A 15373-nucleotide genomic window follows, 5' to 3' on the forward strand; every position below is an offset into this window, starting at 1 on the left:
GGGAATTGTTTTTTGCAATGAAGACAACTTCAGCCGCTGCAGTATTTTTGAAATATCTCCCGTTGTGATCAGGAGCATTTCCGAGATCTGGATCGGTGAAGAGTTGATGTCTCAGCGTGTTGCTGGGATTGAGCGCTTGATTCAGGGGTTATTATGTTTGGTATGTTGAGAGGGCTTTGGCAGTACCGAAGCTTTATTGGTAGCTCGATCAAGAACGAGTTTATTGCCCGCTTCGCCAGAAGCCGACTGGGCGGGCTCTGGATGATCATCCACCCGCTGACTCAGGTTGCAATCTACGCCCTCATTCTGTCGAATGTCCTTGCCGCCAAACTTCCTGGAATCGACAACAAATACGCCTACGCGCTGTACCTGATGGCCGGGATGCTGGCCTGGAACCTGTTCGCGGAAATCATCTCCCGTTGCCTGACGATTTTTATCGAGAATGGCAATCTCATGAAAAAAATGCGCTTTCCGCGCATTGCACTTCCCGTGATTGTCGTCGGTTCGTGCCTACTCAACAACCTGTTGCTGTTCGTCGCTGTGCTGGGAGTCTTCGCCATTCTGGGGCATGCACCCAACGTGCAGATGTTCTGGCTCATCCCCATGGTGCTGGCGGTGACCGCACTCGCGGTCGGGCTTGGCCTGGTACTGGGGGTGCTGAACGTGTTCCTCAGGGACATAGGCCAAGTGGTGCCGATCATCTTGCAGGTGCTGTTCTGGTTCACGCCCATCGTCTACTCGGTCAACATCATCCCTGAAGGACTGCGCGGCGCCTTGATCTACAACCCGATGTATCCCTTGGTTACCTCCTATCAAAGCGTGCTCGTCTATGGGACTGCCCCGGCGATGGAACATCTTGCCGCCGCATTCATATTGGCAATCGTCCTGATGCTGCTCGGCCTGTTTCTCTTTCGTCGGGCCGCGCCTGAAATGGTGGATGCGTTATGAGCCTGCTGAGCGTCAGTAATCTCGGTAAGGCCTACCGGACTTATAGATCGGAATGGCAACGTATCGCCAGGTGGTTTTTTCTGCCGGTATCGCCGAGTGAAGAGCATTGGGTGCTCAAACATATCAGCTTCGATATTCAGCCAGGCGAAGCGATCGGCATCGTCGGCCAGAACGGCGCAGGCAAGTCGACCTTGCTGAAAATGATCACAGGTACCCTGCAGCCCTCTGAAGGCTCGATTCAGGTCAACGGTCGCATCGCCGCCATCCTTGAACTGGGCATGGGCTTCAATCCGGAGCTCAGCGGCCGGCAGAATGTCTACCACGCCGCAGGCTTGATGGGCTTCAGTACCGAGCAACTCGACACCGTGATCGATGAGATCGAGGCCTTCGCGGAAATCGGCGAATATTTCGATGAGTCTGTGCGTACCTATTCCAGCGGTATGCAGATGCGTGTCGCGTTCGCTGTGGCTACGGCCTTCAGGCCAGAAATCCTGATAGTCGATGAAGCATTGTCGGTGGGCGACAGTTACTTCCAGCACAAGAGTTTCGACAGGATTCGCGAGTTCCAGCAACAAGGCACAACCCTGCTTATCGTGTCTCACGATCGGGGTGCCATTCAGGGGCTGTGCAACCGCGCGATCTTGCTGGAGTCCGGGACGGTCATCAAGGATGGCCCGCCTGAAGAGGTCATGGACTATTACAACGCCATAATCGCAGCCAAGGAAAACTCCGCGGTAACAGTCACGCAGCTTGACGACGGCAGCGCCCAAACTACCTCTGGCACGGGCGAAGCGACTATTCGTTCGGTCAGCTTGCACAACAGTGCAGGTGAGCCGATCGAATATGTACAGGTAGGTGAAACCGTCACCTTGAAGGTCGACATTCAGGTCAACAGCGACATTCCCGAGCTGGTCACGGGCTATATGCTCAAGGATAGGCTGGGGCAAACGGTGTACGGCACCAATACCCACCATCTGGGCCGTCAACTGGAATCGCTGGCGGCGGGCCAATCTATACAATACAGCTTTCGCTTCGACGCCAATCTGGGCGTGGGTTCGTACTCAGTCGCCGTGGCCCTGCACACCACAGAAAATCATATTGCGTGCAACTTCGAATGGAAGGACCTGGCCCTTGTGTTCAATGTGGTCAACGTATCTAAATCAGAATTTGTCGGCCTTGCCTGGTTACCGCCCACATTGGAAGAGAACAAATGAGTACGACGTTTTACCGAGCGTTTGAAGATCGGCATCGCGGTAGCCGTGAGTTGATTTCGAAGCGTCTTGAGGCCTATCTGCCGTTTGCCAACCCGCTAAAGACACTGTATCCCAGCTGTCCAGCGCTGGATTTGGGCTGCGGCCGTGGTGAATGGCTCGAGCTGTTGCAGGCCCAAGGTTTTTCCGCCCGTGGCGTCGATCTTGATGACGGTATGCTGGACGCATGCCGAGCCCTTGATCTGAACGCCGAGCATGGCGACGCGCTGTCGGCGCTGGCCGCCCTCGAAGACAATAGCCAGGTGGTTGTGTCGGCGTTCCATTTGGTCGAGCACATTCCCTTCCATGATGTACAGACGCTGGTGAGCGAAGCGTTGCGCGTGCTCAAGCCCGCAGGGCTGTTGATCATGGAAACGCCCAATGCGGAAAACCTGGTGGTTGGCACCAGCAGTTTCTTCCTTGATCCGACTCACGAACGACCCGTTCCACTGGATTTGCTCAACTTCCTCGCCGAGTACTCCGGTTTTTCCCGTACCAAAGTGCTGCGCTTGCAGGAGGATGCCACTCTGCAGGATTCGCAACACCTGACGTTGATGGATGTCTTGGGCGGCGCCAGTCCGGACTATGCAGTCGTTGCGCAGAAAGCCGCGACCGCCGAACAGTTGGCTATCTTCGATGCGTGCTTTGACCGCGGCTACGGTGTGAGCCTGGAAAGCCTGGCGCAGCGTTACGAGCAGCAGATGCAGCAGCGGGTCCAGACTGCATTCGACAAACTTCATCTGCCGGAAATTCAGGAACAGCTGGTCGATATCAAGGCCGAGTTGCAGCAGGTTCGCCAACAAAGCGATGAAGCCTTCGAGAAGTATCATCTGCCGGCACTGCAGAAGCAGTTCTTGCAATTCAAGGCCGAGTTGCAGCAGGTGAATGAGCAGCGCGATGAGCTGTTCGAGAAGTTTCGACTGCCGACGTTGCAGGAACAACTGGTCAATACCGAAGCCGAGTTGCAGAAGGCTCGCGAGCAGCGCGATGAAGCCTTGGCCAAGGCTCATGAGTTCTGGTTGAAAAGCTGCGCGGACGACAGCATCGTTCAAGCCTTGACCCGCAGTACATCCTGGCGCCTTACCGCGCCGTTGCGCTGGTCCATGCACACGATTCGCACTGCACCTGGCGCGGTTGTGAGGGGGCTCAAAGATACCCCTCGTCGGGTATTGGGGGCAGGGGTTCGGTTTGTCCTCGCGCGACCGGCGCTGCATCAAGGGTTGAACAAGGCACTCAAGCGTTCTCCGCGTCTGTATATGGCGCTCAAGGGCGCTGCGCATAATCACGGGATGGTGACCGACGCTGCCTTGGGTGCCCTGACGCCTGACAATTCAGTGCCTCAGCATCTGGATGGGTTGTCGGTGGAAGCTCGGCAGATTTATCACGATTTGAAAAAAGCTATTGATGAAAAGGACCGAGGCTGATGCGTATTGTCGTAGACATGCAGGGAGCGCAAGCCCGTTACGGTAAATCCGAGCCGTCGTGCTACGTCACCAACCTGGCACGCGCCCTGGCCCTCAATGCAGGTCAGCACGAAGTCATCCTGGCCATGAGCGGGCTTTTCGAAGGCACTGTCGAAGCCCTGCGGTCGGAGTTTCATGGCGTGCTGCCGCGCGAAAACATCCGTGTATGGTCTGCCCCTGGTCCGGTCAGCCGCCGCCATCGTGAGAACGAGGGGCGCGCGAAGATGGCCGAGCTGATTCGTGAAGACTTCCTGGCAAATCTCAAACCTGACCTGTTGTTACTGTCGAATGCGTTCGACAGCAGTGACAGCGAAACGATTTTCACCCTGGGTGCGCTGACGCAGGCCACTCGCAGAGTCGTAGTGCTGGATGCGTTGAACGACGCGGAAAGTGCAGCGACTGCGGCGCGGAGCACTCATCAGGCGCAACAGCTCCAGCAAATCAGCCATGCAGACAAGGTCTTGCTGCTGCCCACGTTGGACGTCGGCTACGTCAGCCAGCGGCTCGGCATCCCTGCTGAGCGTGTGGGCGTACTGGCTTCGAGCCAAGTTGCCGGCTTTACCGAAGAGGCTTTGCAGCAAGATGCCTTGACGGTGCTGGCCTTGCTGGAGCGGGACGTCGCTTCACCGGCACGTAGCAGCCCAATGCTGCGGCAGAAACTGGCCTATGTATCGCCGCTTCCCCCTCAGAAAAGCGGTATCGCGGGCTACAGCGCCGAGCTGCTGCCCGAGCTCAGCCGTTATTACGATATCGATGTGGTGACCGGCCATGCCGAAGTAACCGATCCATGGGTGCTAGCCAACTGCCAGGTACGCGCGGTGGAATGGTTCCGCCAAAACGCCTCACGCTACGAGCGGGTTATCTACCACCTGGGCAACAACCCGATGCATGCCTTCATGTTCGAGTTGCTCGAGGAGATCCCGGGCATCGTTGTGCTGCATGATTTCTATCTCAGCGATGTGCAGTGGTATTGCCAGTTCCATGGCGTCAAACCCGATGCATGGGTAAAAGAGCTCTACCACGGGCACGGTTACAAGGCGGTGGCGGAGTTCTACCGCGAAGGCGTGCACAGCACGCTATCCCGGTACCCGGGCAGCCTCGGGGTGCTCAGTAAAGCGCTGGGTGTGATCGTTCATTCCGACCATTCGTTGGCGTTGGCGCGCCAGTGGTATGGTACTGCGGCCAATTGCTCGATGGTGCCGCTGCTGCGTGTACCCGCGGCGGCGCCCGACCGCGCTCGCGCCCGCAAAGCGCTGGGCTTGAGTGATGATGATTTTGTCGTCTGCAGCTTCGGCTTCATGGGCAAGACCAAGCTCAACCACCGGCTACTTGCTGCCTGGGAAGGCTCTGCACTGCTGCGCGGGGACCGCAAGTGCAAACTGTTCTTCGTGGGCCAGAACGAAGCCTCGGAATATGGCCTCGAAATCGAACGGCAGTTGAAGGCTCGCCGGGAAGCTTCAGGCGTGAGCATCGTCGGCTGGACCGACGCCGCCACCTATGAGATGTACCTGGCGGCCGCCGACGTGGGTGTGCAGTTGCGCGAGCTGTCCCGCGGCGAAACCTCCGCCGCGGTACTCGATTGCTTCAATTACGGGCTCGGTACCGTGGTCAATGCCAACGGTGCCATGGCGGACTTGCCTGACGATGTCTTGATCAAGCTGCCGGATCAGTTCAGTGACGCGCAACTGAGCGAGGCGCTGGAAAAAATGCGCGGCCAGCCCGAGGTTTGCAAGGAGCTTGGCAACCGGGCAGCCGCGTATGTGCACAGCGACCATGCTCCGGCGCATTGCGCGCGGCTCTATATGGAACGTATCGAAGGCCATTATCGCGACCGCGGGCAGTACCAGGCATTCATCTCGTCGCTGGCAAGTGTCAGTGCCGATTACGAAACGCAAGTCGATATTCTTGCGACCTCCAAGAGCATCGCCCTCAACCAACCGCCGGCGATTGGCCTGAAACGTATCTATGTAGACGTTTCCGCCGTGGCACGGGTCGATTTGCGCACCGGTATTCAGCGCGTCGTACGGGCGCTGCTGCTGGCACTGATCGAATCCCCGCCCGAAGGCTATCTGTTCGAGCCGGTTTTCCTCTGCAATACCACGGGTGTCTGGCACTGGCGCCATGCACGCAACTTCACGCTTACGCTATTGGGTTGCCCCACCGGCTGGTTGCGTGACGACCCCGTGGACATGCAGCCGGGTGATCAATTCCTGGGGCTGGACTTCTCGGGTTCGTATGTCGTCGAGGGCGGCAAGGCCAAGGTCTTTTCCCGTATGCGCGAGCGCGGCGTGAAGACGACGTTCGTGGTGTATGACCTGATCCCGATCCTCTTCGAGGGGCACTTCCCGCCAGGCACCAAGGATGCGCACGCCGAGTGGCTGTACGAGATTACTCAGGCCGATGCGGCGCTGTGCATCTCTGCGGCAGTGGCCCATGACCTGCAGTATTGGGTTGCCGTGCATGGCGCTCCGCGTGCGCCGCACGTGCATCTGGCAACAGACTGGTTTCACCTGGGGGCTGACCTGAATTCGTCGGTGCCGTCCACCGGGATGCCGGAAGGCGCCAGCGAGGTGCTCGAATGCCTGCGCAGTGCCCCGACGTTCCTGTCCGTGGGTACCATCGAGCCGCGCAAGGGGTATGCCCAGACACTCTCGGCCTTCGAACTGCTGTGGGCTGAGGGCGAGCAACTGAATCTGGTGTTCGTCGGCAAACAGGGCTGGATGGTCGATGACCTGGCCGCACGCCTGCGCAAACACCCGCAACTGAACAAACACCTGTTCTGGCTGGAAGGCATCAGCGATGAATACCTCGAGGCGCTGTATGCCACCTCGTCGTGCTTGCTGGCCGCCTCGGAAGGGGAGGGCTTCGGCTTGCCGCTGATCGAGGCCGCACAGCACAAGTTGCCGATTCTGGCGCGGGCGTTGCCGGTTTTCCGCGAAGTGGCGGGTGAACATGCGGCGTTCTTCGAGGGTGATAACCCTGAGAATCTTGCCGATGCAGTGCAGCAGTGGATCAAGGACAGCCGCGAGGGAGTGACTGTCGTTTCCGATCAGATGCCTTGGTTGACCTGGAAGCAGAGTGCCGAGCAGCTTAAGGCGGCTTTGTTTGGTGTAGAGCGCATGCCATTGGAGAAAACTGACGTTATCGAGCACTTAGTTGAAACGGCAAAGCCTTAAAGGCATGACCGGTTTCTTGTAAATACCCAGCCTGAACAAAGCCCCCGAAGCCGAGAGTCTTCGGGGGCTTTGTGTCTCCAGGTCGTGTACGAAACTGAAGTTAAGCCGATAATTCTGTCACTCAACCTTTTATTGATTTAACTCTAGCATGGCACTCTGACAATGACCGGGAACGCCGTTACGCAAGCAAAACATGATGTTGTCCAGGGGCAGGTGACTGGCCTAGTCTTCTTCGTTATCTGCGTGGTATTTGCCGCCATTGCACTCACCTTTCTGGCGATATACCTCCATATCGGAGGTCATCCTCCCATTCCCGTATTTGCGGCTGAGCGTATCAAGACAGCATCACAGCTTAACCCCGAGCCGGTTGAGCGAGCAGTGTTCGTTTTGCTGGCGGCGCTCTCCCCGATAGGCTTGGTCCTGGCGGCGAAGTTCCTGCGGGGTTTGACTCCCGGCCCATTGCTTCGAGGGGGCATGGTCGTGTTGCTGTTTGCCGTGCTGGTCGGCCCGTTCATCGCTTCAGACTTCATCAATGTATTGTTCTTCCCGCCTAGCGTGGCAGGGATAGGCCGCACGGCCATGATGGCATTGTCTTTTCTGCTCTGCGCATTGGTTCTTTTACAAGCCTGGAAAGGCGGCCATAGACGCCGTTCGTCCATGGCTTTGACGGTCGTGGCGGCTAGCGTGGCGGCGCTGATTTTCCAGATAGCACCGTACCGGCTGGTTTCCGGAGATTCGGTTACGCTCGCCAATGCGTGGTCGGTGAGCTATGACGCCGCTATTTATGCCTTGACCCAGGTCGTCGCTGGAAAGACTCTACTCATTGATCTGCCATCTCAATATGGTTTGTTCCCGGAGTTGATTGCACCGATTTTCAAGTTGTTCGGTATCAGTATTCTCGCTATCAACACTTTTTTCATCCTGCTGCAGCTCACCGGGCTCCTTTGTATTGCTGCAATTCTTCACATGTATGTGCGCAGTAGCCTGTTGAGGGCTTTGACCTTTGTGTCCTTGCTGATGACCACTGGTTTGTTTCTTTACCTCAACGGATTTACTCAGGAACGTTACGTACAGTACTACCCCATTCGCTTTATTTGCCCAGCCTTGGCGCTATTGCTTTTCGCTCGCTATTCCTTGAGCCCTACGCGCGCACGCCTGGCTGTGCTGGGTGTCGTTTCCGGTGTGGCGATATTCTGGAATTTCGATTCCGGGATACCGGTGCTGGTTTCCATTGGCGCAACCCTGCTGGTCAAACCCTGGTTCACTCAGGTCAGATGGAAAAGCGTGCTGCCGTCGCTGGCATTCTCGTCTGTAGCGGCGCTGACTTTCGCGGCCCTGATGATTGCGCTGAGAGTCAAGGCAGGGGGGCCGCTCGAGATCCAGGAAGCGCTCGCATCCCAGAAGCTGTTCTACGGGGCGGGCTTCATGATGCTGCCGATGCCACTGCCGTTCCATCCTTGGCAAATCATCTTGATCGTGTATGCCGCAGCGGCGGTTGCTGCAATGTCAGCATGGCGTCGGCACGTCAATCATCATATTTACGATGTGCTCTTCTGTACTGCACTGATGGGGCTAGGCCTGTTCACATACTATCAAGGGCGCTCGCATATCTACTGCTTGATGATGGTCCTGTGGCCAGCGCTGATCGCCGGTGCGATATTGACGGACCTGGTCCTGCGTTCATTACGCAATCGTTCGACCTCGGTGCTCTCAGGCTTGCTGGCACTGCCATTTCTTGTTTTCGTCAGCTTGGGTACTGTGACGTTGGCCTTTTCCAGCCCCAATCTGATGTCAACCGGTTTCAACACACTCGAACACTTTCAGGAGCCAAGAGATCCCGTGGTGGCTAACGAACTCGCGTTTCTTCGTTCGACTTATAAAGGGCGAGACTGTTTGATACTGGCCAGGCGGCAGGCTATCTACCACGCAGAGTTGCAAAACGCCTCACCGCTCCCGGGGCCGGGAATGATCGAAACACTGCTCCAGAGCGACTTGGATGCACTAATGGCAGGTGCGTTGAACGGCCCCGTGAAATGCATCTACCTGGGGGTGGGAACCCCTTCTTCGCAGACCTTGGCGCTCTTGGACGATGCTAAGCTCATCTCGAAATATCCGGTCAGCGCTCAGAACTCGCTGGGGACTTTACTGCTGCTTGAACCAATGCCTGCGAATAGCGCAGCACGCTGATGAGAGGGCGTAAAAAAGGGCGGCCAGTGGCCGCCCTTTGGGTACTACGTCAGAAGATCAGGCCTTTCGCTGGTTACTGAGTGATCCGCATCGATACGAAACCAATCCCTAGAATCCGATTGTCCGTGTTTCCGGAGACCTGGCTTGGTGAAACGGGCTTGGGAGGTATGAAGGTGATGCGGTCGGCAGCTGCACCCTCGAGATCTACATCCAGATGCACTTCGGTGAGCCCGGCAGTGATCTGAACGCTGTACTCGCGATTGCCTATCAGAACCCGAGTCGGTTGCTGCGCATTGCCCGCGTAGGCTTGGGCTTTCAGCACGAGGGTAAATTTCTGCGGCAGTGCAGTGGCGAATTCAAACACTGCTTTCCCGGATGACCAGCGTCCCCACGGCTCGATGCCGTACAGGCCCTGTGCGTCGCTTATGAACTCGGGCATGCCGTTGCGGGTAAAGTCTATCCCGCTCGCCAGCGTGGCGCTGTAGCGTGGGCCCAGAGCGTCCCCGAAATACCCCGATTCGCGCTGAATTTGCTTGAAAGAGAGGCCGGCAAGATCGGGATGCGCGCTATTCTCTAACTTGAAAAAGACCATTTCCTTGTCGCTGCTCTGAAGCAACGGTTGCTGCTGCAACAGTTGCGACAATTCCAGGATCACTGCTGCGCCGTTATCTGCGTAGCCGCGGCGGTCGATATAGATACCGTTGAAACCAAGCTTGCGGATAACCTCCAGCTGACGTGCCATCGGTTCTTGCGCCAATGCCCGGTAGAACAAGTCGCCTGGCCGACCTTTCATGCCGCCGAAGCTCCAGTGCAGCGTCTTCGAGTGCAACACACCCACCATCATCTGATAGTTGATCAAGCGCTCCAACATGGGCACTTCAGGAAAGCCTATGTAAGGTAACTGATAGATGGCGCCACCCGCAGGAACGGCTTTTTCGATGGACTGGATAAAATCTTTGTCGCTATCGAACAAGGCATTTTGGGCGGCCGTGCAGCTTTTGCACGGCGACGCGGTTTGGTCCAACAGCCCCACCACCATAAGCACAACCGCGATGCCCGCTGAGTAGTTGGCAAAGCGCGGCCCTATCTTCTGCAAGACGATCTGCAGGGCGGTAAAGAGGAAAAGCAGTGCACCGCAGGCGATGAAAATGCTGTCTCGGTTCCAGGCCCTGATGGAGGTTGAGACGGTCATTGCGAACAGTGATCCCAACCCGCCTATGGTCGCGAACAGGAACAGCACGAAGGTGGTGACGGTCAGCAGGCGAAGCCTGTCATCGGACTCTGTACGAGCAGGAACGAAGAGAAAATAGAGCAATGCCAGCATGAAACCTGCAGCACCGATCACGCCGAGCGACGAGGTGGAGTTTTCGTTGACCAAGGGAGTTCCTTGGTTATAACGCTGTGCGATCGCGGCCAAGCGCCCTGACCGATGGTCTGGGCGAGGCATCAACAGCTGCATCATCTTCATCCCGTAGGTTTCGGACTCAATAGCTGAGCGTTGAGCAACTTCAAGGTTGGGACCGTTTTTATAGGTGCCGATCATGTTAGGCGCGATATTGATGAACACTGCGAAGACGGTTGCGCCAATCAGCAGCGCGGCTTTTCTCACGCCATAGGCGTTTCGCGTTTTAACGGCGCTCAAGACCCCGGCCGAGGCCAGAATGATGACCCCGAACAAGGCGTAATACACCCCGAAGGAGGCAAGAATCAGCATACCTACGACCATGACAAGCAGGTCGCGAAGCTTGGTTTTTATGCCTGCAGGCTTTGCCGGCCCTTGTGTAAGGTATATATCCAGCCCCAGATAGAAAAACAGCGGGGCGATAAAATACCACGTGTAAAAGAGGTGCTGTAACCGCAGAAAGTGGAAGGGCGCGAATGTATAAAGAACGCTCGTCGCAAATGCAAAACTGCGGTTCAGGCCAAACGCCCGTGCGGCCACGTAGGTGGCGACGAAGCAGGTTGGAAAGCCGAAGAGGTAGAACAGTTTGACGCCGGCGGGCCAGCCTCCGCCCAGAAGGGAAAAGATTTTGATCAATAAATGATCGCCGCCGTCCGCGCCTGGGAAGTCCAGGAAATTCGAGCCAAACGGATAACCGCTGCGCACGTTGTCGAATACCCAGCCTTCCGCGACGCGCTGCGCCATCCAGGCGTGGAACAGACCGTCACCCGCGTAGGCGTAGGGCCTCGACAGGTCAGGCGTCAAACCGTCCGGAAAGCCGCTCATGATGAGGCTGGCGAGCACCAATGAGGCAAGTGCACCAATGAGGATCAGCTTCCAGTCATTGGCGAGGATGGTCCGCCATGTCAGGAATGCGCTTGTTCTGTAAGGAACAGGCGCAGATATATGATTTTGTGAATTCAAAGTCTTGTGCTCGGATTGTTTAATCGAAATTTACGCGTTCGAGTTCGACCACGAGCGGCATATTGCGAATCTTCGTATGAACCGAGCCCAAGTATTCCCCGAGCATACCCAGGAACAGGATCTGCACCGAGCTGAAGAAGAACAGCGAAATAAGCAATGGCGCGATACCCATCTGGAATGAGTTCCAGAACGCCAGCTTCGCCACCAGAAAGCCAAGTGCCGCCAACAGACTCAGCCCGGCGAGCAATGCGCCCCCCATCACCATCAGCCGCAGCGGCACCTTGGAGTGGTTGGTAATGCCGAGCATGGCAATGTCATACAGGGTGTAGAAATTGTTCTTGGTGATGCCGCGCATGCGTCGAGGCTGCTTGAACGGCACCGTGGCGATCGGGAAGCCGATTTCACACAGCAGGCCACGGAAGTACGGATACGGGTCGTCGATCTTCTTCAGAATATCCAGCACGGCGCGGTCGAACAGGCCGGCACCGGTAGCATTCTGCACCAGGGGCACTTCGGAGATCCGGGTGACGAAGCGGTAGTAAGCGCGGCGTGCGATGAACATCAAACGGGACTCTTCGCTTTCCGGTTTTACCGCCATGACAGTCTTGAAGCCTTCCTCCCACTTCTTGACGAACTCTTCGATCATCTCGGGCGGATCTTGCAGGTCGGAGGCGATCAGTACGGCGGCGTCGCCTCGCGCCTGCAGCAGGGCATGGTAGGGCGAGCGGATATGACCGAAGTTACGGGCGTTGAGAATGAGTTTCACGCGGTTGTCTTGTGCTGCCAGGCCGCGCAACTTGACGATGCTGCTATCGGTCGAGCAGTTGTCGATGAAGATATGTTCGTAATCGTAGTCAAGGCGGGACATCACCTCGACGATGCGCTGATAAAGCTCATCAATGTTGGCTTCTTCGTTGTAGCAAGGTGTCACTATGCTGATGAGCTTACGCATAATTGAAAACATACCTGTTATTAATGACAAATGAGAGTAGGGCCATGGGCACGATCAAAGCGATACCGGCCAGATAGGGGTTCACGCCTACTAATTCGAGTGCCGCAATCCCTGCCACGTTGGCACCATAGACAACGGCGTAGCCGACCACGAAGCGAAAGATGAGCTTGTTGTTCTTCGAGCCGAACACCAACGCCCCAGTGCTCTTGAAGTTGAACATGACGCCCAGGATTGTGGCCAATAGCAGGGCCGCACTGTAATGCAGGCCAAGGTAGAGAAATCCGGCAAAGCAACCGTAGCCGAACACCGCGTTCATTATGCCCACCAACAGAAACCGGACCAGTTTCACTTTCAGCAGTGCACGCAGCCGCGGCAATCCTTTTTCAGTTTCTTGCATGCAGGGCCTGCCTGGTCTCACGCAACAGGCCACTGAGCGAAGAGTCGCCGGGCACGTAGCCGAACAACTGCTCGGCCTTGCGATTGTGCGAATAGTAATGTGCCTTGGGACCGGTGGCGTTGACACGGGCCCGGTCGCCCGCCACGGTGAATTTCAGGCCAAACTGCTCGTCCAGCGCTGCCAGCAACTCGAACTTGCCGACCGGCGCGAGGCTGTAACAGTCCACCGCGGCGTTGCACGCAGGGGCCTGCAGTATGCGGTCGATCAACTGCATGAAGTCGGCAGGGGTGAGGTAGTCCCGGAGCATATCGTCGGGCGCGACTTCCAGCACCGTGCCGGCGTGCAGTGTCCGCAGGATGTCGCTGAGGAAAAACCGCGCTTCGGGCGCCTGGCGATGGCTGAAGTAGCTGAACACCCGCACATCGACGATCGCAGCATCCGGTAGCGCACGGTGGCGGCACTCGGCCTGGAATTTGGCGGCGCCGTACCAATGCTGGGGCTGCAGGGCATTGATGGGGAAGACCGCGGCCGATGCCTCGGTGATCGGTGTTGCAAAATTGCTGCCGTAGGCAGCGCCGCTGCTCAGGTAGATATATCGGCACCCAGGGTGGCTGGCCAGATAGGCCAAGGCCAGATTGTCGTACTGTTCGGTGACGGTAAAGATAGACGAGCCCATTTGCACGGCCCTGGCCGGGTCACCGACCCCTACGAAGTTGATGATCGCATCGAACTGGCAGCTGTCATCGAAACCGGCGTAGTCGAGAACGGCGTAACCCTTGCTCTCGGCTATTCCCCGTAGCTTGGTATCCAGGGCCTTGGGCGTACGCACGAACAGTGTGCACTGGTAAGCCGTGTGCTCGGCGAGGTTGGCTATCAGGTCCTTGGCGATATGGCTGCTCGCGCCAAGGATGGCCAGCCTCATTGGCCTAGTTCCAGCAGCGGCGACTGCTCGTCGATGGGACGGCCGAATTCCAGGCGCGGCCGGCATTCCCGCGCATCAGGCATCAATACTTCGATAAGCATCGGCTTGCGGTCGGCGAGGAACTCGACCACTGCGGCCTTGAAGGCCTCCAGCCCGATTACGCTCAACGAGTGAATGCCATAGGCGGCCCCTAGCGCCTGGAACTGCGAGGTATAGCCATCCCAATAAGTCGAGGAGTTGCGGCCCTCGAAATACATTTCCTGGAAGCCGCGCACCATGCCCAACGAGTGGTTGTTCAGCACGATCGTCAGGATAGGCAAGCGCTCGCGGGAAATGATGTCCAGTTCCTGAATGTTGAGCTGAGCGCCACCGTCGCCGGTAATGACCACAACCGGTTTGTCGCCGGCGATGCAGGCACCCACGGCAGCGGGAATGGCGAAGCCCATCGTGCCGAGGCCACCGGAGTGATGCATGGCCTGGCGCGGGCCCAGACGCAATGTGTGTGCAGCCCACATCTGGTTGTTGCCCACGTCGACAACGTAGTCCAGCGCGCGCTCCGCAGTCAGAGCGTTTAGGGTATTGAACAACTCGAATGGGCTGATGCTCCACTCCGAGTATTCGTCCAGGAACGATTGTTCGAACGCCTGTGCCAGCTGCGCGCGCCAGGCCGCAGAGGAAGGTGGCAACTTGGAGGCGTTTGCGATGAAGGAGGCGAATACCGCTTCGAGGTTGGCGTTGATCGATTGCTGTGCCTTGACTCGGTTATCCAACTGAGCTGGGTCCAGATCAAACTGCACGATGTGCGCGTTTGCTGCGAAGGTTTCTGTCTTGGCGCCGGTCTGGCGCACGTCCATGCGGCTGCCAAAGACCACCAGCAGGTCGCAGTTCTGCACGGCATGGTTGGCTGCGCGAGTGCCGTAGGCGCCCAGCATGCCCAGGTAGTGCTCGCTGGCGCTTAGCTTTTCTGCACCTTTGAGGCTGGCAACGTGGGGGATGCCGAGTTTTTTGACCTCGCTCAGAAATTGGCTGAAGCCAGGCATGTTCACTGCGCCGCCACCAATAAGGAACAAGGGTTTTTCTGCTTTCTGCAGCAATGCCCAGACGTCGTCGTACGAGGCATCTTGCACCGGAGCTTGCGTCGAAGCGCGGGCCCAGGTGGTCAACAATTCATCCAGTACCGCATCATCGATTTCAGCGCGTTGGATATCCATGGGGATGTCCAGCAGTACAGGCCCTGGGCGTCCCTCACGGGCGATGGTGATCGCTTTGAGGAGGCTCGGGATCAGCTCTTCGATGTGAGTGACCTGGTGAGCATACTTGGTGATGCTGCTTACCAAGGCAACGCTGTCAAGTTCCTGAAAACCCTGCTGGCGGATGGCCCGCTCGCCTTTGAGTTCATGGGTATTGACCTGGCCAGTCAGAAACAGACACGGGTGGCTGTCCAACCAGCAATCGGCAATTCCGGTGATCAGGTTCGTGGCACCGGGGCCGCTGGTGCCCAGCGCCACGCCCATCACCTTGTGATTCGTCGCACGTGCGACAGCGGATGCAGCGAAGGCGGCCCCTTGCTCATGGTGCATGGACACCAACTTGGTCTTGCCGAGCAAGTTAATACTGTCCACCAGATGGGCGATCATGCCCCCGATGAGCTCGAAACCGTAGAGGACTTGGGTGTCCGCCAGAACCTTTGCGACTGCATCCGATGCTTTCATA

10 protein-coding genes are annotated in these 15373 nt (G+C 57.4%); 5 read left to right on the forward strand and 5 right to left on the reverse strand.

The genetic code is table 11. The features are described from left to right. Positions 1 to 153: 153 nt before the first annotated feature. From AC3WJP_RS17800 to AC3WJP_RS17820, 5 genes are all read left to right on the forward strand, one after another. A complete protein-coding gene (locus AC3WJP_RS17800) occupies positions 154 to 948 on the forward strand; it encodes an ABC transporter permease (protein ID WP_493723253.1) in 795 nt (264 codons plus the stop codon). Continuing rightward, on the forward strand, positions 945 to 2162 hold the full coding sequence (locus AC3WJP_RS17805; protein ID WP_493723252.1) for an ABC transporter ATP-binding protein: 1218 nt from the start codon (positions 945 to 947) through the stop codon (positions 2160 to 2162). Before AC3WJP_RS17800 ends, AC3WJP_RS17805 begins: the two co-directional genes overlap by 4 nt. Next, entirely contained in the window at positions 2159 to 3622 is a 1464-nt protein-coding gene (locus AC3WJP_RS17810; protein WP_493723251.1) for a class I SAM-dependent methyltransferase, read from the forward strand. Before AC3WJP_RS17805 ends, AC3WJP_RS17810 begins: the two co-directional genes overlap by 4 nt. Then, complete coding sequence (locus AC3WJP_RS17815) at positions 3622 to 6837, forward strand: glycosyltransferase (RefSeq protein ID WP_493723250.1); 3216 nt, start codon at positions 3622 to 3624, stop codon at positions 6835 to 6837. The genes AC3WJP_RS17810 and AC3WJP_RS17815 overlap by 1 nt, the downstream gene beginning before the upstream one ends. Positions 6838 to 6999: 162 nt before the next feature. After that, complete coding sequence (locus AC3WJP_RS17820) at positions 7000 to 9024, forward strand: hypothetical protein (RefSeq protein ID WP_493723249.1); 2025 nt, start codon at positions 7000 to 7002, stop codon at positions 9022 to 9024. Between the two features lie 73 nt (positions 9025 to 9097). Here the strand turns inward: AC3WJP_RS17820 and AC3WJP_RS17825 are convergent, their stop codons facing one another. Genes AC3WJP_RS17825 through AC3WJP_RS17845 form a run of 5 tightly spaced genes read right to left on the reverse strand, consistent with a single transcriptional unit; the run spans position 9098 to position 15372 of the window. Further along, a complete protein-coding gene (locus AC3WJP_RS17825; protein ID WP_493723248.1) occupies positions 9098 to 11389 on the reverse strand; it encodes a DUF7024 domain-containing protein in 2292 nt (763 codons plus the stop codon). A gap of 19 nt (positions 11390 to 11408) precedes the next feature. Then, complete coding sequence (locus tag AC3WJP_RS17830; RefSeq protein ID WP_493723247.1) at positions 11409 to 12341, reverse strand: glycosyltransferase family 2 protein; 933 nt, start codon at positions 12339 to 12341, stop codon at positions 11409 to 11411. Further along, on the reverse strand, positions 12334 to 12738 hold the full coding sequence (locus tag AC3WJP_RS17835; RefSeq protein ID WP_493723246.1) for a GtrA family protein: 405 nt from the start codon (positions 12736 to 12738) through the stop codon (positions 12334 to 12336). Before AC3WJP_RS17835 ends, AC3WJP_RS17830 begins: the two co-directional genes overlap by 8 nt. Beyond that, positions 12725 to 13660, reverse strand: coding sequence for an NAD-dependent epimerase/dehydratase family protein (locus AC3WJP_RS17840; protein WP_493723245.1), 936 nt, complete (start codon positions 13658 to 13660; stop codon positions 12725 to 12727). Before AC3WJP_RS17840 ends, AC3WJP_RS17835 begins: the two co-directional genes overlap by 14 nt. Continuing rightward, positions 13657 to 15372, reverse strand: coding sequence for a thiamine pyrophosphate-binding protein (locus AC3WJP_RS17845; RefSeq protein ID WP_493723244.1), 1716 nt, complete (start codon positions 15370 to 15372; stop codon positions 13657 to 13659). Before AC3WJP_RS17845 ends, AC3WJP_RS17840 begins: the two co-directional genes overlap by 4 nt. Position 15373: the final 1 nt, after the last annotated feature.

The organism is Pseudomonas sp. GW821-FHT01A09 (genome assembly GCF_058986725.1).